Consider the following 24,260-nt stretch of genomic DNA (forward strand, 5'->3'; position numbering starts at 1 on the left):
ATTTTCTTAATTTTATTCCTGAAATAAAATACAAATACAACAAACTATGTTTAAAAAATTAGCTGCGGAAGCTTTAGGATTGGGAGATATCGGTAAAATCATCCCTTCACAGGATTATGATAAAGTAGATTCGGACGATTATATCCTTTCCGAAGATAACGAGAAAATTTTCTTTTTAATTAAATCCAAAAGAGACGAATACTGCTTTACCAACAGAGCTTTGATCCACATCGACGGAGCCAGTGCGTTAGACAAAAAAAGAGTCTTGAAGAGATACGAATATTATCAGTTTCCTTTCTCGAATATTGCTTTGCAGACGGCGGGAACCATCGATCTTGATGTAGAAATTTCTTTCAATATCGGGAATGTTCCAATGATGATCAGCGTTGCAAAAGGTCAGATCGATCAGTTGAAAGATCTGTATAAAGCACTTTTGGCGATTCAGCAGGAAGTTCACCACAATCATTCTTTGCTGAATTTCTCTAACGACAGCATCCAGAAAGCCATCACCACAGTAGCTTCCGGAAAACAGGAAAACGTTTCCAAAAGTCAGGAACTGAGAGCCATCAATGAATATATTTTTGCATGGAACACCAACAGTTTTGATAAATATAATCAGAAAGACTTCTCAAGAATTTTTGAAAAATATATTAATAATTAAAAATAAATTTAGATAATATGCCCGGAAATTTGCCGGGCTTTTTTAAACCACCATTCATGAAAAAAATCATTTTTTTGCTGCTTTTTGTATGCTTTAGCTTTTCATTTTCTCAGAACAAAGACGATAAAAGGTATTTTCCTGTGGAGTACATTCTGAAAACATCCAGCGATACCATCAAAACGAAGATCAGAAATGTAGGTAAATTTTCCAATACAAAATATTATGTAGCCACTGTGTTACTTAAGATGAAAATGAGGGATTCTTCCGGGGCTGAAACGTGGGTGGAACCAAAAGATGTTGAATACATTAAGATTACAGATGAAAATAATACCACTCATGAATATTATGCTTCTGCCGGGAAAATGGTTTTTGACAATGGTTTTGTAGAAATTTTGTATGAAGGCAAAAATATGAACTGGTACAGATTTTTTCCTCACGGCGGCTTAAAATTTGTTGGAACAGATTTCTTAATCGACGGCAGAAACCGAAAAATCATCAATGAATCCGGATTTTTCAATCCCAGTCTTAAAAACAGCCTGAAAGTAAGATTTGCAGCTTATCCGGATCTTCTCGCTATGATAGATTCCTGGAAAACAGATGACGATCTTCTGAAAATTCTTGAGTTGTATGATAAAAAAGTGGGGTAAACTATTTCTTATTGAAGAAAACCTCTTTTAAAAAAGTTTTACATTAAATACTTAATACTAAAAATCATTATAATTTTCTGGTTAAATAAGACCAGATCATCAATATCCATTTAAGCATAATTTTATTTGTGTTAAAATAATCCAAAATCACGGTATTTAGAAAAATTAATCTGTTTTTCTCGACTTGTTTTCTTAATTTTATTCAATGGATTTTGGGAAAGTTGGGCTTGTTTTATCGGGTGGCGGAACAAAAGGGATCGCACACGCCGGAGTTTTAAAATTCTTAACAGAAAAAAATATCAATATCGATGTTCTGTCGTGTTGCAGTGCAGGTTCTATTGTAGGCTGCCTTCATGCAGTGGGTAAAACGCCCGAGGAAATTTTAGAATTTTTCAATTCGGTTTACTTTTTCAACTGGAAACATTTTGCATTCAACCAGCCCGGCTTGGTTTCTTCGGTGATTTTCAGAAATTATCTCAATCCTATTTTCGGCGAAATGAAACTGGGCGATCTCGATAAAGACATAAGAATTGTGGCAACAGAATTAGTAGGAGGAACCGAAAAAATCTTTGAAAAAAGTTTTAAAATCGTAGATGCCATTATTGCTTCGTGCTCCATTCCCGGAGTGACGACTCCGTACATCATCGATGAAGAAATGTACTGCGACGGAGGCGTGCTGAATAATTTTCCCGCCGACATCATCAGAGACGATTGCGATAAGTTGATCGGAGTTTTCGTTTCTCCCCCACAAGACGTCAAAATCAATGATTTAAAATCGATTAAAGCCATTGTTTCCCGCTCGTACGATCTGCTTTCTTACCGCATCGAAAGAATTAAATTCGATCACTGCGACTGGTTTATCTCATCGCAGGAACTTTCCATCTACGGAACATTCGAAAGAAGAAAAGACCGTCTGGAACAGATCTTTAACATTGGTTATCAAGCTGCCAAAGAAAGCTTTAAAGAAAGCCGATTTTACGCTGATCTGGAAAACGAAAAAAGAATAGTCTGAAATCTTTAATTTTACTACATCTTGAAAAGTTATTGGAAATTGATAAATCGTGTGTTTTTTATCAAATAAATTGCAGTAAAATTTATTTGATAAAGACATCCATAAACTCAAAACTTTTCCCGTTGAAAAGCCCTTTGTCGCTAAGTTTCAGCTCGGGAATCACCAGAAGAGCCATGAAAGACAAACTCATGTAAGGCGCTCGTAATCTGCTTCCCAATTCCTTTGCGCGCCAGTCTAATCTAATATAAGCTTCTGCTACTTTTTCCGCAGGAAGATCCGTCATAATTCCCGCAATCGGCAGTTCCAGAACCATTTCTTCCTCATCATGGGCAAGAGAAATTCCGCCTTTTGCCTGAATGATCAGATTCACGGCTTTGCATATGTCATCGTTATTCGTTCCCACTACTACAATATTATGACAGTCATGCGCAACACACGAAGCAATCGCTCCGTTTTTTAAGCCTATATTTTTAATGAAAGCTGTTGCAACCGGCGCATCCTGATAACGGTTCACCACAGCAATTTTCAGAATATCATTTTCAGGATCAGATTCAGCAAAACCATCAATATTTAAAACTTCTGCATGAATTTCTTTTGTAATCAGTTGTCCGTCCAGTGTTTCAATCACACGAATTTTTTTCCCTTCGCTTTTTACCTTAAAATCTGAAGGACTTTTTAAACTGCAGCTAAAATTATTCACTGTCGCAGCTTCCACAGATTCAATAAACGATTCCCCGTTTTCTGAAACCAATGCTCCGTTGATGTACGTTTTTAAAATCGTAAAATCCGTGAGATTATCGATTTCTATAAAATCTGCATTGTCGCCAATCTGCAATAATCCGACCGGTAAATTATAATGTTTAACCACATTGTATGAAGAAGCACGCAGTACATCGTACAAATCATAACCCAGATTCAGCGCACGTTTTACATGATCGTTGATGTGAGATTCCAGCAAATTATCAGGATGCTTATCGTCACAGCAAAACATCATCTGATCCGGAAAATCTTTTAATAAAGGAATTAAAGTATCAAAATTTTTCGCCGCACTTCCTTCACGGATCATCACTTTTACCCCGAATTCAAGCTTTTCCAGCGCTTCCTGATACCCAAAACACTCATGATCTGTAGAAATTCCCGCACTGAAATAAGATTTCATTTCTTCCCCCATTAAACCCGGAGCATGACCGTCAATCGGTTTGTGATGTCTTTTCGCAGATTCCAGCTTTTTCAGAACCTCCTCATCTTTGTAAATAACCCCCGGAAAATTCATCATTTCAGCCAGATATACAATTTCTTTCTTGCTTAAAAGCCCATCAATATCACCCGAATCAATCACCGCACCTGCCGTCTCAAAATGGGTCGCAGGAACGCACGAAGGAGCCCCGAAATAAAAATGAAAAGGTACTTTCTGAGCATTTTCAATCATATAATCTACCCCTGAAACTCCCAAAACATTGGCAATTTCGTGAGGATCTGAAATCGTTCCCACCGTTCCGTGCTTTACCGCAATCTTTGCAAACTCAGACGGAACCAGCATACTGCTTTCAATATGAACGTGTGCATCAATAAATCCGGGCAGAACATACGTATCCTGCTTTTCTGAAATTCTTTGTATTGAACTGATTCTGTTGTCTTTAATAATGATTTCAGCAGGGTAGGTTTCCCTTGCAACGATGTCGATCAGATTCGATTTAATGGTAAAAGCCATTGGATATTGATTATTTTAAGTGAATTTACCAAAATATTAGAAATAATACCATTTTTCTACACATAAAATATTCTGTAGAAATCATATCTGTGCAGCAGAAAAAGAAAATGAAAAAGCAGAACTCCGAAGGAGTTCAATTTTTTTAAATAACTTTAATGACGAAATGGAAAACAGATAGGATAACCTTAATCTCAAACTTAGCTTTCCAATCTAAATCTTTTTTCTTTGAAGCTTTTTCCCACTTTCGCTACTCGCTTTTTTAGAATTTCGGCGGCAGCGAAGCTGCCGCCGAAATTCTAAAAAGAGCTCAGACATGCGGCTCAATTGGGGCTAGAAATCAGCCATCCATTCACTATTTCAACAATATCTTCAATAGATAACTCCCCAAAATAAAAACTACAGCTTTGTCTATCTATCTATTGGTTTTTATCTTTCACCAGAAAAGTAAAACCTTTTGTGGATCATAAAAATTTAAACAATTTTCCATTGTTTTAAAAAAACAAAAAAATTCCTGACGATGAAGTCAGGAACTAAATATATTATTGAAATTAATTTTTAACCACGTAACCATCCTGATTAACAATTGTTTTGCCGTTTCTGTCGGTTGCCGTTAAAGTATACGGAGCTTTTTTCGCAGAACTCGTTAAATAATTTCTCCAGATCTGATAAGTATATCCGTTATTATTAAACTCGTAGTAATAATTTCCGCCTGTTCCGTCCGGAATTAATTCTCCGTCCGAAATAATCATACTCGGTTTCGAAGTCACCTTTCCGTTGGCCGCCCACGATTGATAAAGATAATTTCCGTTCGGTTGTTTATCAATTTTAATTTTAAACTTTTTCGTTTTAAAAATAAATGATTTCGGAACTTTTTCCTGCTGATAACTGATTTTTGAAACCGGATTTTCATTAAAAGCTGCTGCTTCAACCAATGAAAACTGAGCAATGCAAAATGCACCTAATAAAATTTTTCTGATCATTTTTTAGCTATTATTAGATGAAAATTTAATCAAATTTGAAGCCAATTCAGAAAGGGTTGATTAGTTTTAGATCCGATTTATCGTTAAAAATCACCCGATCTGGATTAAAAATTATTATATCAAAAAAAATAATTAAATTGACAATCAGTCAATTAATAAATATTCAAAAAAATATTTAAATTTTTTGAAACAACTGAATATTTTTCTTTCTTACATTTGTATCATCAAAAGGATCTCGTTCCTTTCTTATCAAAATGAAACTAATTAACTTTAAGTTTTTCCTTTTAAAAGTATCAGAAATCATCTTCACGATTTTCAATACTTCACCTCCTGCACGTTCTTAAATTATTCGAAAGAATTATGATATAATTCGTACTCTGTTTTTCTTTTTATGAAAAAATAGAGCGCAATTCCTGTTTTCAAATTTAATCACACAAAAAAACAAACAAACTATGGAATTAAGTTTTCATGGCTGGATGATTCCGGTCGTTATTGCACTCTTGTGCGTTATTTTTTACAAATTTATTTTAAGAATTTTCTTCGGATTAGTAATTGTTCCACAGGACAGAATAGGCTTGGTTACCAAAAAATTCGTACTTGTCGGTAAGCAGGAACTTCCCGAAGGAAGAATTATCGCCACCAATGGAGAAGCCGGTTTTCAGGCACAGACTTTGGCTCCCGGAGTTTATTTCGGAAAATGGATCTGGCAATATTCTATTGATTTTCAGCCTTTCACAGTAATTCCCACAGGGAAAATCGGCTTACTTCTTGCCAAAGACGGGATTGAGCTGGAAACCGGAAGAATTTTAGGAAGAAAAGTCGACTGCGATTCTTTTCAGGATGCTGAAGCATTCTTAAAAAACGGAGGTAGAAAAGGCCGTCAAACCGCCATCATTGCTCCCGGATCATACAGAATCAATACTTTACTGTTTGAAATTGAACTTACAGATATGACCCAGATTCCTGACAATGCAGTGGGAATTATAACAACGATGGAAGGAAGCCCGTTAGAAGAAGGACAGATTGCCGGAAAGATCATCAATGACCATAATAAATTTCAGGATGTTGATACTTTTTTAAACAGCGGTGGTTACAAAGGTCTTCAGGAACAGGTGATTTTAGCAGGTTCATACTTTTTAAATCCTTGGTTTACAAAAGTTGAGATGGTAAAAATGACGGAAATTCCGATCGGTCATGTTGGAGTAATCATCAGTTATGTAGGAGAGGAAGGGCAGGATTTAAGCGGCGTAGACTTTAAACACGGAAATATTGTGGAGAAAGGACATAAAGGAGTTTGGGCAGAACCTATCGGTCCCGGAAAATATCCAATTAACCCTTATATTATGAAAGTGGAACTTGTTCCGACTACCAATCTTGTCTTAAACTGGGCTTACGAAAGAAGCGAATCCCATCAACTCGACAAAAATCTTTCCACCATTACAGTTCGAAGCAAAGACGGTTTCCCTTTCAATCTTGATGTTTCACAGATTATTCATATTCCGACGTACGAAGCGCCAAAAGTAATTGCCCGTTTCGGAAATATGATCAATCTTGTAAGTCAGGTTTTGGAACCAACGATCGGGAATTACTTCAGAAACTCTGCGCAGGACAGCGATGTAATTGCCTTTTTAGGAACAAGAAAAGAAAGACAGCAATCTGCAAAAGACCACATCAGCAGCGTTTTGGAACAATATAATGTAAATGCCGTTGATACTTTGATTGGAGCTATCGTTCCTCCTGAAAGTCTGATGAAAACTTTAACAGACAGAAAGTTAGCAGAAGAACAGAAAATTACTTACGAAACTGAAATGCTTGCTCAGGAAACGAGACAGGCTCTGGAAAAAGAAACTGCCGTTGCAGATATGCAGAAAGAAATTGTAAAAGCAGATCAGGGCGTTTTAATTGCAGAAAGAATTGCCGACGCATCCGTAAAAAAAGCAACCGGAGACGCCAATTCCGTAAGATTACAGGCAACTGCGGAAGGAGACAGACTGAAACTTCTGGCAACCGGTGAAGCCGAAAAAACAAGACTTCTCGCAAAAGCCGAAGCCGAAAAAATCGAATTACTGGCAAAAGCAAGTGCAGAACAGATTTCATTAACGGGTAATGCTGAAGCGGAAAAAATCTTAGCGATCGGTAAATCCAACGCAGAATCTTACAAATTATCTGTGGAAGCAATGGGCGGAAATAATTTCACCCAGTTAAAGATCATGGAAAATATTGCGAGCCAAAACGTAAGAATTATGCCTGAAGTGTTGATCGGCGGAAACGGAGATTCAGCAAATGGAGGAATCAGCGGACTTTTGGGATTACAGCTTTTGGAGCAGGTTCAGAAGAAAAACTTAGAAACGGCTAATGTAATTGAAGAAAAAAGCGATAACAATTCTTAAATATTTTGGCTGAATGTAAGAATCAAAAAAACACAACATCATATATATTCAAAGTACAGAAAATTTTTCTGCCCCACTTTAAAAACTTTTAACCATTCTATATATCTTTTGCCAAAATCTTCGGTGCAAAAGAGGAAAGCTCCAGATTTTGGAGCTTTTTCTTTTTATGCGGTATAGTTTGCAAATGCTTCTTCAAGACTTTCGAACTTGCCTTTGAACTCATCAATCGGGCAGTCCTGCAGAATATTTCCTTTATGAATAAGGATCACACGTGAGCAAAGCGCTTCCACTTCCTGCATGATATGTGTGGAAAGCAAAACCGTTTTCTGCTGTCCGATTTCTTTCACCACATTTCGGATCTCGATAATTTGGTTCGGATCAAGTCCGTTCGTAGGTTCATCCAGAATTAAAAGATCCGGCTGATGAATAATTGCCTGTGCAAGACCAACTCTCTGTTTATACCCTTTGGAAAGCTGACCGATTTTTTTAGATTTTTCTGGCGTAATTCCTACGAGTTCAATCACTTCATCTACTCTTGATGCCGGAATTTTATGAATATTGGCAACAAACTGTAAATATTCTTTCACGTACATTTCCAGATACAGCGGATTGTTTTCAGGAAGAAAGCCGATCTTCTTCTTGCTTTCGATTTCGTTTTCAGTGATGTTTTTTCCGTTAAAAATTATTTCACCTTCATCAATTTTCAGTGCGCCGACAATAGATTTCATTAAAGTCGATTTTCCGGCTCCGTTCGGACCCAAAAGACCGATGATTTCATTTCTGTCAATGGAAACGTTAATGTTGTTCAGAGCAGTCTGCTCGCCAAATTTTTTGGTTAAATTGTTTATTTGAAGAGACATAATTTCGTAATGATCTTTTTGCAAAAATAAAATAAAAAAACTCATCCGGATGAATGAGTTGATGCAATATTTTAAAAAGTTTGATTATTTTTTCGACTTCTTGCCTGAAGTTTCTGCGGTAGGCTGAACTGCAGCAGGTTGCGGATTGGAAGCATTCATCGGCTGAACATTATTCTTTTGTCCCGGCTTCTCATACAATGCAGATTTTCCGTTGGTTTTACCGAAAATCTTATCAATCTGTTTTTTTGTAAGAAGCTGCGATTTTCCTACGAATTTTCTGTTTTTGTTGATATACTGGATAAACTGAACAGTAGGAGTACCGTAGTTTTTCTCAAAATGCAGTTCGATAATATCGTTCGGAAGTTCCAGAATGATATTTCCTACAGGAATGTCGATAAATCCGTTTTCAATAATTTCATAAAGTCCGGAAACGTCTTTATTAAGATTCTGAAAAGAAAATGATCTGAAAGTATTAAGGTTGGCGGTGTTCAGATCCTGATAATTGAAAGTAAATTTATCATCTTTTTTATATAAACCTACGGCATTATCTTTACCAATTTCTATCAGAGTTTCGTTTTTCAACACCTTGATCTGTGAGGAAACTGAAATACCGAACATACATACAAATAGTAGAATTATTTTTCTCATGGGTTGATTTTTAATGCTATATAATCTGGTATTCTAAATTAACAAATAAAAACGCGAAAAAGTATTTTTTACTCCCTCAAAACAAATGTAACAATTTTTTTTAATATCTGTTAAAAGGAATCAATAGATAAAATTTATTCTTTTTAGCGTGAATTATATTAAATATTTGAAATTTAATTGTTTATAAAAGTGAATTTTAAATTTGTTAATTAATTGATAATTATTAAAATAGGGGTTTGTATTTCATAATATTTTAAAAATCAATCACTTTACCCGATTATAAAAGCGATGCTTTAAATAATTTGTTAGCGAAAACTGTTTAAAATTTAGGGATTGAAATTATTGGCTTAAAAAGAGAAAAGTCCGGAAGGAGTAGAGTTGTTTTTTTTCATTTCGTGTACGTTTATTTTGAGGCAAATTTAGCAAAAATAATCTATGAAAATCCTGTTATCCGCGATTACCTGTTATTTTTAATAAGCAGCAACAGCTTGGAAGCCGCCATCGTTCCCATACTGAACCCGTCGTTGATGATGCATTCGTAAGATTCATCAAGATATTTCGGAAGTGTGCCTTCGGTTATCGCAATTACTTTTACATCAGAAGTCTGTACCTTCTTTTTGATAAGAGAACTGTGAAGTCCGGCAAGCGTTTCGTCACTCATCGCGAAATAACCGTCAAACTGTTCATAGTCCAGAATAATGTTCAGCTTTTCCTTTACGCTTTCTGCAGACTCACAAAAAATAACCTTGCATTCCATTTGCGGATATTCTTTCAGCTTTTGCAGGAAAAAATCCCTTCTAGTTTGAGTGATGTCCAGATTTTCATCCCCAAAAATGGCAAGAATTTTTTTGCACTTATTATTGGCAAGCTTTTCAGCGGCAGTTTCCACATTCAGTTTATTATCAAAAATAATCTGTTCAAAAGAACTCTGAGAAATCGTTTTATCAAACATTACTACAGGAACTTCTATCTCCTTTATTCTGTTCAGGTGAGAAAGATCTTTCGTCTGCCTTGTAAGAGAAATAAGAATTCCGTCCACACGCGAGTTGATGCAGGTAATGATGTTTTCTTCCTCCATTCCCACAGATTCTTCAGAGGACAATACAAAAAAATGATACCCTTCCTTATGCAGCACCGAAGAAATTCCTCTTATAATAGAAGGAATAAAAAACATCGACATTTCCGGAATGATAAGCCCGATAACTTTTGAAGACTTTTTCCTGAAGTTGATCGCAAAATCATTCGGAATATAGTTAAAAGTTTCTGCAGCCTCCTTTACTCTTTGCTTTACGGCATTGCTGATATCGGGGTGATCTTTAAGCGCTCTGGATACTGTAGATACACTGATATTGAGCATTTCTGCGAGGTCTTTTATAGTGACTCTTTTCATTTTTAAGTTAATTGAGGCAATTTTTGGGTTAATTTAGTGATGTTTCGAGGTTAAATTTAAGTTAAAAAATGTTAATATTTTGTTTTAAAAAGTTAATAAAAAGTTAAAATTTTTAGAAGTTATCCACCGCAAACGTTTGCGCAAACGTTTGAAATTAATATAAATTTAACACAAACCAAAAACTACATTTTGAATATGTTAAAAAAAATACTTTTAGACCATAATTAAAAACTCTCAAAAATTATGGAATCAAAAATTTTTACCAGATTGCTCATTTTCGGCGCGATGAATACAGCAGCCTTTATGTTTTCTCAGAGTACAGAAAATGATACAATTACAAGAGGTAAAGCAATCGATGAGGTAGTTATCACAGGTAACTCCAACCCTAAAGCTTCTATTAAAACCAGTACTTCTATTTCTACCTTAAAAATGAAAGATATAGAAAATGCTGCTCCAAGAACAACTGCCGAAATTTTCCGTACCATTCCGGGAATCCGTTCAGAATCTTCAGGCGGGGAAGGAAACTCCAATATTACCGTAAGAGGGGTTCCTGTTTCAGCAGGAGGTTCCAGATATCTATTGATTCAGGAAGACGGTTTACCGGTAATGCAGTTCGGAGATATTGCATTCGGAACACAGGATCAGTTTACAAGATTCGATTCTTTTGTTTCCAGAGTGGAAGCGTTAAGAGGAGGTTCTGCCTCTGTTTTTGCAAGCAATTCTCCGGCGGGGATCATCAACTTCATCACGAAGACCGGAGAAAAAGAAGGCGGAAGCATCACACAGCAGCTAGGATTAAACTATAAAAACTACAGAACAGATTTCGACTACGGAACGCAGATCGCAGATAACACGTTTTTAGCTTTGGGAGGTTTCTACAGAATCGGGGACGGACCAAGAAAAACAGGATTCAATTCCAATAACGGAGGACAGTTCAGAGTTTCATTACTGAAAAAGTTCGAGAAAGGAAGCTTCAGAGTTTATGCTAAATTTCTGGATGACAGAACTGCCGCGTATATGCCGATGCCGGTTGCGGTTTCAGGAACAGATGCAGATCCGAAATGGTCTTCTCTATCCAATTATAACATCCTGAACGGTGCGTTACAGACGATCAATCTTCAACACGACAGAACATTAGGAAACGACGGTAATATTTTTGACAGCGATGTTACAGACGGAATGCATTCCATTTCAAAAACCATCGGTGCAGAATTCAATTACGACCTTGGAGAAGGATGGAAATTTGAAGACAGAATCCGTTATTCCGCAAACAACGGACAGTTTATCGCGCCTTTCCCTGCAAGTGTAAGTAAAGGAAGCGATTTCTTTACTGCAGCTAACTTTACCAATTTCGGAAGTGCAGTGTACTCAGGAACCAATACTCCGGTTGATATGAATGCTTATTATATGAAACTCGCACTTTTCAATGTAAAGCTTAACAACTTCAATAATTTTGTAAACGATTTTAACATCAGCAAAAAATGGAGCAATGTGAAATTCAACGCAGGATTGTACAAGGCTACCCAAAACATCAATATGGACTGGATGTGGAACAACTACATTCAGGAAGTAAGCGACAGCAATGCAAGATTGGTAGATGTTAAAAACCTTTCAGGAGCTTTCATCACAGATCAGGGTTTACTTAACTATGGAATGAAAGACTGGGGAAATTTAAAAAGAAACTACAATACGAAATATGACATTACTGCGCCTCACGCACAGATCGAAATTAATGCGACTGATAAGTTAACGATTGATGCAGGTGCAAGATATGATATCGGAAAGGTGACAGGAACTTTCTCTGGAGGAACCGTTACATATACAAGTCGCGATATGAACGGAAATGGATTAATCGATATTCCTGAACAATTGGTAGGTTCTAACGACAACATCAATGTTCCTGTAAACTACAGATACGGAATTTTCGGATATTCAGTAGGTGCTAATTATGCTTTAAACAGCAAAAATGCAGTATTTGCAAGAGTGAGCCAGGGTGGAAGTGCTTCTGCAGACAGAATTTTATTCTCCGGATACAACTATACCAATAATGATGATCCTGCATTAGATGCTGTAAAAGTAAACAAAGTAAATCAGGTGGAAGCCGGTTACAAACTGAGAGGAGCAGGATATTTCCTTAATACAACGCTTTTCTATGCAGGAACTAAGGAAGCGAATTACGAAGCGACTACACAGAGAAAAACAGAAAACAAATACGAGTCTCTTGGGGTAGAATTGGACGGATATTACAGAATTACAAAAGGTTTTGACATAAAAGCAGGACTTACTTATACCCATGCGGAAATTAAAAACGCACTGGATCCTACCATCGTTGGAAACACGCCTAGAAGAACACCTAAATTGATGTACTCCGTAAATCCTAACTTCAGCGTAGAAAAATTAAATGTTGGTTTCTATTTAATCGGAGCAACAAAAGCTTACACGCAGGATTCAAACAAATTAATTATGCCTGGTTATGCGATTGTAAACCCTTATATTTCTTACCAACTGATGAAAAATCTTTCGGTTAGCGTAAATGCAAACAACATCTTCAACACCATTGCAGTTACAGAAGCTGAAGAAGGATCTATCGCAGGAGGAAACGGAATCGTAAGAGCAAGAACGCTTCCGGGAAGCAGCTACAGCGCAAGTGTAAAATTTGACTTTTAATACTTTTACCTCTAAATGTGGGATGAATGAAAGTTCATTCCGCATTTTTTTCAAAAAAATACAATATGTTTAGACAGGAAGCCATTGAAATTATAAGGAAAGCCATTACAGAAGAAGGAATTCTGGCATCTGCACAACAAAGAGACAACTACGCAAGAGTATGGGCGAGGGATTCTATGATGACGGGATATGCCGGAATTTTAGTAAATGATGAAGAGATTCTTGCCGGACTGGAAAAATCTGTTCTTACACTCGCTAAACATCAGGCGGAAAACGGACAGATCCCTTCCAATGTGGTGAATGATAAAGCAAGCTACGGAACACACGTAGGAAGAACCGACGCCACAACCTGGTGGATCGTTACAACCTGCGAATATCTTACAAAAACGCAAAATCACGAGCTTAAAAACAGTCTGAAAGAAAAAATTTATAAAGCTCTTTCCTGTCTTAAAAGCTGGGAATACAATCAGAGAGGTTTAGTGTACAGTCCGTTAGGAGGAAACTGGGCAGATGAATATGTAACTTCCGGATATACTTTGTACGATAACGTTCTGAGATATTGGGCTTTAAAAAATGCTGCTGAAGTTTATGATGATGAAACATTGAAAATTTTAGCGGAAAATACAAAAAATCTGATTCAGGAAAACTTTTATAAAAATGAAAATGGTTCAGATTCAGCTAAATATCACGAAACGGCTTATGCGAAAGTTACCGCAAAACCCTATTTCTATGCTTCGCTGAATGCAAACGGATATGACGGACGTTTTGATCTTGCAGGAAATGCACTCGCTCTCTTACTGGATTTTGATCTGGATCTAAACGCTTTTTCCGAATTTTTAAATGGAGTAAAAGAGGAATTCAGACATTGGATGATTCCGGCTTTTTATCCCGTGATTTTCTCCGGAGATGACGATTGGCGTCTGCTGGAAAACAACTACAGCTACAGCTTCAAAAACGAACCCTATCATTTCCATAACGGAGGTTCCTGGCCAATATTTTTAGGCTGGCTTTGTCTCGGACTTAAACAGAAAGGCGTAAAAGATATTCCTGAAAAAATCCTGAAGCAGTACGAAGAACTGATGAATGAAAAAGGAGAGCATTTCAGAGAATACTATTCCACAGATCAGCTATTGCCATTGGGAACAGAACAGCTTTGCTTTTCGGCATCGGGATACCTTTTAATGACTTATTAAAAGACAGTTTTTCAAATTTTTCATCTTAAAAAAGTAAAAAATGGTCGGCGACGTTATAGAATTAAAAGAAAAATATCTGGCTACAGCCAAAGAAATAACAGCATTATTGAAAAAAAACTTTCCCCTGGATGGAAAGCAGAAAATTGCGATCGGGATTGCAGGAGAAAGCGGAAGCGGAAAATCGGTAACTGCTTTTGCCTTGAAGAAAATTCTGGAGCAGGAGAATGTGAAAAGTCTGGTTTTGCAGATGGACGATTATTTTAAACTTCCTCCGAAAACCAACCACGAGAATCGGTTAAAATCTCTGGATAATGTAGGAATTCAGGAAGTAGATCTTGAAAAATTATCTCAGAATATAAAAGATTTTAAAACAGAATCTTCGGAGATTGAAAAGCCTTTGGTTTACTACAGCGAAAATCTGATCAGCAGTGAAAAAATCGGCACTTCAGGGTACGAAGTTATCCTTGTGGAAGGAACCTACATTCTCGAAATTGAAGAATTTGATTTTAAAATTTTCATAGACCGCAATTACAAAGATACCCACGAAAACCGTATGAAACGCAATCGTGACGAGCAAAGTGATTTTGTAGAAAAAGTTTTGGAAATTGAACATCATATTATCCGCAGTTTCAAAAATAATGCAGATCTTATTCTCGGAAAAAACTATGAACTTGTAAACACAGATTTATGAACGCAAAAAGAATCATTCCGCGCCTGAGTTTCTGGCAGATCTGGAATATGAACGTCGGATTTTTCGGGATTCAGTACAGTTTCGGGCTTCAGCAGACTGCGGTTAATCCCATCTATTCGTTTTTGGGAGCGCATGCAGAACAGCTTCCGATCCTCAATCTGGCGGGTCCCATTACCGGATTGCTGATCCAGCCGTTGATCGGAGCCATCAGCGACAAAACATGGAGTCCGAAATGGGGGCGCAGAAAACCGTTCTTTTTGTTGGGAGCATTATTCTGCAGTATTGCCTTGTTTTTATTTCCTTTCAGTTCCACCATCTGGATGGCAGCGGGACTTTTATGGATTCTGGATGCCGCAAACAATACCGCAATGGAACCTTACCGCGCTTTCATCGGAGACAAACTTCCGGAAGATCAGCAGACATTTGGTTTTCAGATGCAGAGTCTGTTTGTGGGAGCAGGAATTACCCTTGCCAATCTATCGTTATTTGTTTTTCAGAAATATTTAGGCGGAAATTCTGCAAGCGGAGGAATTCCTGTATGGGTGTATTATTCCTTCTTTCTGGGATCGTTCTGTTCCATTGCTTCTGTGGCGTGGTCTGTGTATAAAACACCTGAAATCCCGCCAACGGAAGAAGAAATTGAAGAATTAAGAATTGCAAAGGAAAAAAGTACATTTTTTACTCCTTTTATAGAAATTATTGTCGCAATAAAAGAAATGCCGAAAGTTCTCTGGCAGCTTGCTTTGGTATATCTTTTCCAGTGGTATGCGCTGTTTGTTTACTGGCAGTTCATCACGCCGATGCTGAAGTCTTCGCTGTACGGAATCTCTGAGGCTGATGAAACTAAAGCCAATGCATTGATAGAAAGTGCTAAAAAAGGAATTTCTGTTGTATCCTCCGACTTAAGCTGGGCAAAAGGAATTCTGCATCAGGTTGAGGTTGCAGTAGGACAGACCGGATTAATGAACGGTTCTTACAATATCGTGACGATGCTTTCTGCTTTGCTTCTTGTACCTTTTGCTAAAAAATTCGGTTCTAAAAACACATATATATTTTGTTTGTTCCTTACAGGTTTAGGCATTATGACCTTACCTTTTATTAAAAATGAATACTTTATCTTACTTCCGATGGTTGCATTGGGAATCGGGTGGGCTTCGATGATGGGACTGCCGTATTCTATGGTTTCACCATCCATTCCGCACAGCAAAAGAGGAATTTATATGGGGGTGATTAATATGATGATTGTAATTCCGATGCTCATACAGACATTATCTTTTGGTTTTGTATTCAATAACTTTTTAGGAAATAATCCTTCCTCGGCAATCATTCTCGCAGGAGTGCTGTTTGTAGTAGCCGGAAGTTGTGTATTTCTAATAAAACCTGATACTTCAGAAAAGTAAATAGATCTTCATATTATTTGGTTAGGAAGCAGGCTGCAAAATTTTTGCAGCCGCTTTTTGTATGGAAGCATATCTGTTTTCAATACGTAATTCTTCTAAATGTAAGATAATCAGAATGTTTTAGTAGAAAATTGGCATGAATTTTCGCTAGTGCTCCATTCCTGTTGATGTATTCACTTTACTCTTACAAGTTCACATCAAGATAAAATATAAGCAGCATCAGATTGTTTTTAGCTTCGATTTTATGAGCAGGTCCGATTAAAAGCGATTATTAAATTCATAAAACTTCACATTCAGGATTTTTAATAGTCTTTAATGGTTATATTTGATTAATTAAATTGAATTATGAATTCTCCTCAGAATATCGAACCTGAAAAATTACTGTCTGTGTTATTCTATTCACCCAATGCAACGGCAGTATATCAGGGTGACGATATAAAAATATTAAGTGCCAATGAAGCCATGATTAATTTCTGGGGGAAAGACAGAAGTGTTGTTGGAAAAAATATTCTGGATGCAGTTCCCGAATTAATAGGACAGCCTTTTTTTGATATGCTGCAGAATGTATGGAGATCCGGAGAAACCTTCATTGCAAAAGATTATCCTGCGATTCTTAATATAGAGGGAACTCTTAAAACCTACTATTTCGATTTCGAATATAAAGCAATTTTAGATGCATCCGGAAAAACCGAGTATATTCTTCATACCGCTTTTGAAGTTACAGAACGGCAGGAAGCATTAAGAATGGTAGAAGAAAAATCTAAATCCGAGCAAAAACTTATTGATGATCTTTCTGCGCTTAATGAAGAATATCTGGCTACCAATGAAGATCTCAATGCTAAGCATGAAGAACTTTTCCGTGTTAACAGCAATCTTTTACAGGCAAGAAAAGAACTTTTAACAGCTAATTATACTTTAACGGAAAATGAAAAAAGATTTAAAACGCTGGTAGAAAAAGCACCGGTTGCGATCGCATCTTTAAAAGGAAAGAACTTTGAAGTGGATATTGTGAATGATAAAGTCTTGAATCTCTGGAATAAAGATCGTTCTATTATCGGTATGCCGTTGAAGGATGCTCTTCCGGAACTGATGGGGCAGTCTTTTATTGATATTCTTACGGAAGTGCATGAAAAAGGAAAATCCTATTATGGCAAGGAAAGCAAGGTGCTGATCGAAAAAAACGGAGTACTTAAAGAACTTTATCTCAATTTTGCCTATCAGCCGATTTTCGATGAAAACAACAAAAGCGTTTCTGTTCTTGTGGTGGCAAGTGATGTAACCGAACAGGTACAATCCAGACACTCGCTTATTGAAATAAAGAAAAGGCTTGAAATTGCTCTGGATGCAAGCAAGCTAGGTTCTACAGAAGTAGATCTTACTACCGGAAAAATGCAGTGTAACGATCAGTTTAAATATAATTTCGGATTTATGCCGGAAGAAGAATTCAATTATACCGATCTATTTGAAGCAATGCTTCCGGAATACAGACCAAAAATAAAAAGTCTGGTACAGGAAGCCATCAGAACCAACGGAATTTATAAAGCCGAATATCCCGTAAAATGGAAAGATGGCTCTATCCACTGGATTCAGGCGCACGGAAGACCAAGATACAATGAAAATGGAGTAGCGGACAGAATGGTGGGAATGACTTCCGACATCACAGAAAAAAAACATGCAGAACAGCGCAAAGACGATTTTTTAAGCGTTGCAAGCCATGAACTCAAAACTCCGTTAACTGCTGTAAAGGCTTCCATACAGTTGCTGAACAGGATAAAAGACCGTCCTTTCTCTGAAATTCATAACCGCCTTATAGAGCAGTCGGATAAAGAAATCGGCAAGATGCATATGCTGATTGACGACCTATTGAATATGAGCAGACTGGGACAGGATCAACTGATGCTGGAATACGGATACTTTAATCTTTATGAAATGCTGAGCAAAAGCTGCAGCCATGTAAGGCTGGAAAATAAATACAAACTTATTGTACAGGGTGATGAAAATCTGGAAATATATGCCGATGAACACAGAATTGAGCAGGTTGTGGTAAACCTTGTGAACAACGCCGTTAAATACGCCAAAGAATCAGAAGAAATCCATATTTCGATAGAACGTTTGGAAAAAGACATTAAAATTTCCGTGCGCGATTTTGGAAGCGGAATATCAGAATCTGTTATTCCTCATCTTTTTGACCGATATTATCGTGTTGAATACATGAGTAAATCCTATTCCGGACTTGGTCTCGGGTTATATATCTGCTCAGAAATCGTTAAAAAACATTCGGGAAAAATAGGCGTTGAAAGTAAGCTGGGAGAGGGAAGTACATTTTGGTTTACCATTCCTTATCAAAAAGCAGGATAATAATAAAATGAACAGAAAAACAATTCTAAATTGTTTATCCATCTTTAAGAATTCAGAAAAAATGCATTCGTCCGGTTTACAGAATTTTGACGAATGCATAATTTATGGTTTTATTTATACTAAAGACTGTACAATTCTTTTTCCTGCGGTATCACAAAAATCCAGTCCGGAATAGTCGGGATTTAATCCTGCGATATACGGAACAGCCATAATGTAAAGATCCTCTGTTGCTTTTCCGTAATAATCCAGTGCCTGAAAATGATCATTAATATTCAGTCCGTCTACCCGAAGATAATAATTGTCCGGCTCTGTTTTCATGATATGGCTGCTGTCCCTTTCAAATTCACTTTTACCTTTTTCCGGATCTTTAAATTTAATATAGCCCGAACTGATTAATCTTCCGTTTTTCAGACCTTCAAAAGGAATATCATTGAATTGTATCGGTTGCTGACCGATGGCATCAATATACAGTTTATAGTGATCTGATTTTTCTGCTCCCGCTTCATCCGTATAATGATAAATAATTCCTTCTTCCTCATGAGATTCGATACGGCTGTTTTCATTTACACTCACCAGATGCAAAATTCCTGCATCATAAAGAGCAATAAGTTCTTTGTACGAAGACTGCGGAAGAGAAGCAATAATAACGGAAATAAGAGGAAGAAGAGTCTTTCTGAGCCTCATCATATCCTCTGCCGAAAAATGTTTTGCAGGATAATTAATCGCATAGCTGAATGCAGACAAAGTTTCTTTCCACGCAATGGTCTGATGTCTTTCTATCGATTTTTCCGCTTCGGCAAACTCTGCCCTGAAAAGCTGAAAACTATCCAGTCTTTCTCTTAACTCAAGCATTTTATTAACAAACTCTTCAATCGTGAGATCTTTTATCTCCTGATAAAAACCTTCATTCTTTTTTCTCAGCGGCTGCTTAAAATTCAGCTCAAATACATAATCCAGATCCACAAAACCATTATTTTTCTGTTTATACTCATAGATTTCGTCATGAGACATGATCCATCCTTCAGAATACGGACTTCCTTCCGAATGAAACCTTAAAGCTGGAAGAAATCCTCTTTTCGAAAATAAAGTAATAGAAAAGTTTTTGTTTTCTTCATTAATAAGATACTTCAGACCGCCATTTTCTTCAACGTATTTTCCGTTAAGTCTTGCCAGAGTTTTCACTGCATCTACCGCGGTAAGAGATGTCCCTCGAATAGCAACCGAATGATTGGATGCAATATTGAATTTAGAAGGAGGATAAGGAGAATCATACCATCCTTTGCTGCGGATTTCATTTTCCGAAGACCATTGATGTCCCGTGCAGATAATTACCTTAGAGACTTTATAAGCTTCACCCGAATCTGTAATTACATTAAAAAAATCATCATTCTTCCTGTCAATATCTACAACTTTTGTATTTTTAAAAACTTTTATCGAAACGCCATGTTTACCTGCAGTTTTCAGCAGATGATGAAACTGATCTTCGAGATAATTTCCTAAAAGCAGCCTTGGAATCACTTGATATTCGTTGATGCTTTCGCCGGCTTTGTTTGCAAAATCAGGATAATCTTTTAAATCTTTTTTCATTACAAAATCTGTAAAAGATTGTGGTAATTCCGGAAGTTCATTGGCGGAAACATTGGCAACGTGCTCAAAATTAGCTCCATAATGGCTGTAAGGCATTCCGGATCCCAGATTTTCACTTTTTTCGAAGATATAAAGTTCTTTAGGATAAACTTTTTCTGCGATGAGATGTTTTAAAACAAACAAAGCAGCCGGTCCGCCTCCAATAAGGGCAATACTGTCGATATTATTCATGGGTAACTGTAACTGTTTTATATAATCACAAAAAGAGAGCTGAAAAACTCTCTTTATTGGGATGGTAATAATTTATTTTACTAATTTCTTGCTTCAAGATTTTCAAATTTTGAATAAGAAGATTTCAGATGATGAAGCTGATCCGAAACCAGTCTTGAACATTCTGGAGCAAGATCTCCGCTGTCCAAAGCATCCTGATAAGCATCGATGGCTGCTTTCTCTCCAAAAACCACATTTTCCAGAGTAGACTCATCCTTATCTGCTGAAAAAGCGTTTTTTACATCAATCCATGCTCTGTGGAAAGCTCCTGCTGTACTTGTTGTATTATCTGCTTCACCACCATGCTCATTGATGTGTCTTATCAGATCATTTTTCATAGTTTGCGATTCAGAAACCATCTGGTCATAATCATTTCTTAACGCAGAATGAGTGTCCCATACTTTGTCTTCCACTTTTGAAAATCCTTCAATTCTGTCATTGGTAATGTTCAGTAAATCGTTAAGTACGGCTACATTTTTTTCGTTGTTCATATTTAAATTTTTTATTTGGTGTCCTTCATACTTTACAATAAACATGCCCTTTTAAAGCACTTCCGGATTATTTAAGTTTTTATTGTGAGAAATTGGAAATATTCTATATTTGTGAAAATTAATAATCATGCTAAAAGTCATCGTCATTGATGATAATCCGGAGGTAAGGAAAAAACACTGTACTCTGATAAAAAATAACTGCCCGAATCTTACTTTAGTAGGAGAGGCGCATTCTGTAGAATCCGGTATAAAAGTGATAGAGCAGTTTTCTCCCGATATCGTTTTTCTGGATACCCTTTTTTCTGACGGAAGCAGTTTTGATCTGCTTGAAAAATTAAGTCCCAATACATTCAAACTCATATTTATAACAGACTGTGAGAATTCTGCCGTAAAAGCATTCCGTTTTTCAGCAGTTGATTATCTCTTGAAGCCATTGAAAACAGAGGATTTGATAGAAGCAGTAAAAAAAGCCGAAGAATCAGTAAGGAAAGAACTTTTCGACATCAAATTCAGTTATTTGTTTTCTAATCCTGAACGTCCTAAAAATATTCAGAAACTTAGATTGAAGACAACGGATAAAATTTACTCGGTTAATATTCAGGATATTGTCAATTGCCAGTCCGAGAAAAATTATACCACGTTTCATTTCATCAACGCACCGAAATTAGTTGTTTCTACCAATTTAAAAGAATATGAAAATATTTTAACGCCTTTTAATTTCTTCAGAACCCATCAGTCCCATCTTATTAATATGTCTTATTTTGATCATTATGTAAAATCGGATGGCGGTAATACGGTAATGATGAAAAATAACGCAGCCATACCACTTTCGGTGAGAAAGAAAGAGGAATTTCTGGCACTGCTGGATCATCTTCATGTATAAAACTGACTACAGATTTGCTCGTAAATCTTACGAATTTACCGGTAAACCTTACAAATGTTCATTTGTCGGAATTGCTATTTTGCTTTCGTTTATTATTGCATTTTGAATTTAAAAAAAATAAAATATTCAAAAAAAGAAGAATAATTTTATAATTTAACTAAACAAACCATGAAAAAAAGATCATTTTTTTTGATTCCGATTCTTTCGGCTGCATTACTTTTAAATTCCTGCGGACAGGAACCTGTAAAAATAGAAATAGGCAAAGAATTTAAAATAGAAAACAATCCCATTACCATTCTGAAGTTTGAAGAAATGAAAGTTTTGCGTTCTGAGAAGGAGAAAATGATTAAAATTGCCCCAAAAGGAAAAAAATATATTTATCTGGAAGTTAAAAATCCGAAGGATGAAATGATTTTCCTGAAAGTATTCAGCAAAGATAAAGAGATTAAAGCCGCCGATGATCTTATGTATTTCGGTCATGATATAGATACAGGATTTGAAGATGCCTATTTTCTTGTAGATGAAAATACAGTAATTGATAAAATCGTAATCAACACCCCTGCTGATACAGAATATACTGTGATAAATCCGGCTGTAACTAAAGATAAATCTTCTATTCCTGACGCAGTATACGGAATTATAGATGCTTATACCACAGAAAAACCCATTGGTCTTCTGGAAGGTTTTGCGACTTATGTTGAAGAAGGAAAAAATGTTCATTCCATTGCAACACAGGATGGATATATTATGGCAAGTAATATCATGAGCAACAAAGCAGAACTTTCTTATTTTACAGAGGACGGAAAAACGTATGTCTTCCATATTCAAAATATTTTGGGAGGCAGCGGAACAGCGACAACACATTGGCAAAACGGCAAAATTATCAGTATAGAAGTAGTTGAATAATTAAAAAAAATCGAATAACATATTTAATTTAAACAGTTTATGAGAGTATTAACTTTAATATTTATGGTTCTTGCATTTTTGGTAGGCGGTACTTGTTCCGGCTTACTATTCAAAAATATCGAGAGCAGAATTGGAAGCGATGACTACAGTATTGTAGATAAAGCCCAGCAACAGATTGATGATCTGAAAAAACAGGGAATCGATATTACAAAAATAGATGATCCTCAGGTAAAAGAAAGCCTTGAGATTCTGGAAAAAGTACCCCCGAAATGGAAGGTAGATACAGCCGGAATTCTGGGTATTGCAGTAACCGTTTTGGCATTTGTCATGATTGTTATTGCCTTTATGAAAAAAAATGCTGTAAGAGCTGTCAGTTTACTGGTGATTGTTTTATCGATTGCGATGTGGATTATTGCTCCGGATATAGAGGCTGGGAAATATTCAGGAATCAATCCGAAAACAATGGCTTTGATCGGGTTTTTAGGTTTGGCAGGTTCAGCAGCTTTTGCATTCATGAGTTATCAACTGTATCTCAAAAAACTTTCAAAAAACTAGTACAATGGATACATTAGGAATTATAGGAACTATTTTGATGTTCATAGGATTCGCAAGTGCTGCGTGGGCTGCAATTCTTTACGTTTTTTCTCTTAGTGCGGTAGCGGGAACCAAATTATCAAAAAAAGTAGGAACAGCCAATGAAAGAACAGACGAATATCTTGAACAGGGAAAATCCATGTCCAAAACAATATTTAAAAAACTAATCTTGAGATTGGCGATCGGTTGTGCAGGCTGGCTGATGTCGTACCTCGCAACAGGTCATGCATAAATTTCTTAGAATTATATATAAAATAAACCTTGCATATGCGAGGTTTTATTTTTTCGTTTAAAAAGAAATTTTAGTATTTTCATTAAAAATTAGTTTAAACAGGTTTTTAGTTAAGTTTTTAATGAGTTTAAACACAAACTTAAAAAAATAAATATGGAAAAAGCAGAAAAAATCTCCGCTGAACAGATGAATGAAGTAAAAGAAACCTTTGCGAATACCGCGGTAGGCGAACTGGAGCGGGGAGAAGATTTTGAAAAATTAGATTACACGACTGTAGAATTCGGATACATTTATCTGAGAGACGGAAAATATGAATCGCTCTTTAAAATCGTAACTGATAAAAAGACCGTATTTTTTGCTGCACAGAAAGGAAGTCTGATGCGTTTGCAGGATTCATTCACAGAAGGACATTTTCAGGCTACAACAGAACAGATGTTGGCTTTCCACGGAGACTGGAAATAAAAATATCCGCGAAAACAATTCAGAAAATAAAGACAATGACAGCATTCATAGAGATGTTGTCATTTTTATTTTGCTGAATTCAGAATATAATGTTGAGGTTTGAAGTATTGTATTTCAAAAACTTAAATTAGAATCTGTAAATTATCTTAAGCTTAAAATAAATCTAAATTCATAATAAATAACTGAAATGAGCTTACATCATTTCGAATCAGTCTGAGAAAAATATT

At 36.4% G+C, this 24,260-nt stretch carries 21 protein-coding genes; 14 read left to right on the top strand and 7 right to left on the bottom strand.

Annotated elements, in window-relative coordinates; all coding sequences use genetic code 11:
• Positions 1-46 precede the first annotated feature (46 nt).
• The 3 genes from H6W53_RS06635 to H6W53_RS06645 all read left to right on the top strand — a co-directional run bounded on the left by H6W53_RS06635 (position 47) and on the right by H6W53_RS06645 (position 2,320).
• A complete protein-coding gene (locus H6W53_RS06635; RefSeq protein ID WP_185205357.1) occupies positions 47-661 on the top strand; it encodes a PH domain-containing protein in 615 nt (204 codons plus the stop codon).
• 56 nt (positions 662-717) lie between these two features.
• Positions 718-1,308: a hypothetical protein gene (locus H6W53_RS06640; RefSeq protein ID WP_185205359.1), complete on the top strand. Its 591-nt coding sequence runs from the start codon at positions 718-720 to the stop codon at positions 1,306-1,308.
• Between the two features lie 205 nt (positions 1,309-1,513).
• Complete coding sequence (locus H6W53_RS06645; protein ID WP_185205361.1) at positions 1,514-2,320, top strand: patatin-like phospholipase family protein; 807 nt, start codon at positions 1,514-1,516, stop codon at positions 2,318-2,320.
• Between the two features lie 82 nt (positions 2,321-2,402).
• Here the strand turns inward: H6W53_RS06645 and ade are convergent, their stop codons facing one another.
• Both ade and H6W53_RS06655 read right to left on the bottom strand, forming a co-directional pair.
• Positions 2,403-4,031: an adenine deaminase gene (gene ade / locus H6W53_RS06650; protein ID WP_185205364.1), complete on the bottom strand. Its 1,629-nt coding sequence runs from the start codon at positions 4,029-4,031 to the stop codon at positions 2,403-2,405.
• A gap of 548 nt (positions 4,032-4,579) precedes the next feature.
• A complete protein-coding gene (locus tag H6W53_RS06655) occupies positions 4,580-5,011 on the bottom strand; it encodes a hypothetical protein (protein WP_185205366.1) in 432 nt (143 codons plus the stop codon).
• Between the two features lie 452 nt (positions 5,012-5,463).
• Between H6W53_RS06655 and H6W53_RS06660 the strand changes: the two genes are divergently transcribed.
• Positions 5,464-7,401 carry an SPFH domain-containing protein gene (locus H6W53_RS06660; protein WP_185205368.1) on the top strand — a complete coding sequence of 646 codons (1,938 nt, stop codon included), beginning with the start codon at positions 5,464-5,466 and terminating at the stop codon, positions 7,399-7,401.
• Between the two features lie 164 nt (positions 7,402-7,565).
• Here the strand turns inward: H6W53_RS06660 and H6W53_RS06665 are convergent, their stop codons facing one another.
• The 3 genes from H6W53_RS06665 to H6W53_RS06675 all read right to left on the bottom strand — a co-directional run bounded on the left by H6W53_RS06665 (position 7,566) and on the right by H6W53_RS06675 (position 10,299).
• Positions 7,566-8,261 carry an ABC transporter ATP-binding protein gene (locus H6W53_RS06665; RefSeq protein ID WP_076396608.1) on the bottom strand — a complete coding sequence of 232 codons (696 nt, stop codon included), beginning with the start codon at positions 8,259-8,261 and terminating at the stop codon, positions 7,566-7,568.
• Between the two features lie 84 nt (positions 8,262-8,345).
• On the bottom strand, positions 8,346-8,909 hold the full coding sequence (locus H6W53_RS06670) for a hypothetical protein (protein ID WP_076396602.1): 564 nt from the start codon (positions 8,907-8,909) through the stop codon (positions 8,346-8,348).
• A gap of 457 nt (positions 8,910-9,366) precedes the next feature.
• Positions 9,367-10,299: a LacI family DNA-binding transcriptional regulator gene (locus H6W53_RS06675; protein ID WP_185205370.1), complete on the bottom strand. Its 933-nt coding sequence runs from the start codon at positions 10,297-10,299 to the stop codon at positions 9,367-9,369.
• 243 nt (positions 10,300-10,542) lie between these two features.
• Between H6W53_RS06675 and H6W53_RS06680 the strand changes: the two genes are divergently transcribed.
• From H6W53_RS06680 to H6W53_RS06700, 5 genes are all read left to right on the top strand, one after another.
• On the top strand, positions 10,543-12,966 hold the full coding sequence (locus H6W53_RS06680; RefSeq protein WP_185205373.1) for a TonB-dependent siderophore receptor: 2,424 nt from the start codon (positions 10,543-10,545) through the stop codon (positions 12,964-12,966).
• A gap of 65 nt (positions 12,967-13,031) precedes the next feature.
• Complete coding sequence (locus H6W53_RS06685) at positions 13,032-14,159, top strand: glycoside hydrolase 100 family protein (protein ID WP_185205375.1); 1,128 nt, start codon at positions 13,032-13,034, stop codon at positions 14,157-14,159.
• A 40-nt stretch (positions 14,160-14,199) separates the two neighbouring features.
• A complete protein-coding gene (locus H6W53_RS06690) occupies positions 14,200-14,850 on the top strand; it encodes a uridine kinase (protein WP_185205377.1) in 651 nt (216 codons plus the stop codon).
• The gene (locus tag H6W53_RS06695; protein WP_116099131.1) at positions 14,847-16,250 is read left to right on the top strand and encodes an MFS transporter; all 1,404 of its coding nucleotides are present in this window, start codon (positions 14,847-14,849) and stop codon (positions 16,248-16,250) included. The genes H6W53_RS06690 and H6W53_RS06695 overlap by 4 nt, the downstream gene beginning before the upstream one ends.
• A gap of 345 nt (positions 16,251-16,595) precedes the next feature.
• Positions 16,596-18,608, top strand: coding sequence for an ATP-binding protein (locus H6W53_RS06700; RefSeq protein ID WP_185205379.1), 2,013 nt, complete (start codon positions 16,596-16,598; stop codon positions 18,606-18,608).
• Positions 18,609-18,722: 114 nt separating this feature from the next.
• On the opposite strand, the gene H6W53_RS06705 is transcribed toward H6W53_RS06700, so the two are convergent.
• Both H6W53_RS06705 and H6W53_RS06710 read right to left on the bottom strand, forming a co-directional pair.
• The gene (locus H6W53_RS06705; RefSeq protein WP_185205381.1) at positions 18,723-20,426 is read right to left on the bottom strand and encodes an FAD/NAD(P)-binding protein; all 1,704 of its coding nucleotides are present in this window, start codon (positions 20,424-20,426) and stop codon (positions 18,723-18,725) included.
• Between the two features lie 80 nt (positions 20,427-20,506).
• Positions 20,507-20,956 (bottom strand): PA2169 family four-helix-bundle protein, encoded by a 450-nt coding sequence (locus tag H6W53_RS06710; RefSeq protein ID WP_185205383.1) that lies wholly within the window; start codon positions 20,954-20,956, stop codon positions 20,507-20,509.
• Positions 20,957-21,083: 127 nt separating this feature from the next.
• On the opposite strand from H6W53_RS06710, the gene H6W53_RS06715 reads away from it, so the two are divergent.
• The 5 genes from H6W53_RS06715 to H6W53_RS06735 all read left to right on the top strand — a co-directional run bounded on the left by H6W53_RS06715 (position 21,084) and on the right by H6W53_RS06735 (position 24,033).
• Positions 21,084-21,839, top strand: coding sequence for a LytR/AlgR family response regulator transcription factor (locus tag H6W53_RS06715; protein ID WP_185205385.1), 756 nt, complete (start codon positions 21,084-21,086; stop codon positions 21,837-21,839).
• Positions 21,840-22,007: 168 nt separating this feature from the next.
• Positions 22,008-22,745: a hypothetical protein gene (locus H6W53_RS06720; protein WP_185205394.1), complete on the top strand. Its 738-nt coding sequence runs from the start codon at positions 22,008-22,010 to the stop codon at positions 22,743-22,745.
• A 39-nt stretch (positions 22,746-22,784) separates the two neighbouring features.
• On the top strand, positions 22,785-23,300 hold the full coding sequence (locus tag H6W53_RS06725) for a hypothetical protein (RefSeq protein ID WP_185205396.1): 516 nt from the start codon (positions 22,785-22,787) through the stop codon (positions 23,298-23,300).
• A 4-nt stretch (positions 23,301-23,304) separates the two neighbouring features.
• Positions 23,305-23,571, top strand: coding sequence for a hypothetical protein (locus H6W53_RS06730; protein ID WP_108410640.1), 267 nt, complete (start codon positions 23,305-23,307; stop codon positions 23,569-23,571).
• 153 nt (positions 23,572-23,724) lie between these two features.
• Complete coding sequence (locus tag H6W53_RS06735; RefSeq protein ID WP_185205399.1) at positions 23,725-24,033, top strand: hypothetical protein; 309 nt, start codon at positions 23,725-23,727, stop codon at positions 24,031-24,033.
• Positions 24,034-24,260 lie beyond the last annotated feature (227 nt).

The sequence above is a fragment of the Chryseobacterium sp. C3 genome (assembly GCF_014218905.1).
GTDB classification, from domain to species: Bacteria; Bacteroidota; Bacteroidia; order Flavobacteriales; family Weeksellaceae; genus Chryseobacterium; species Chryseobacterium mucoviscidosis.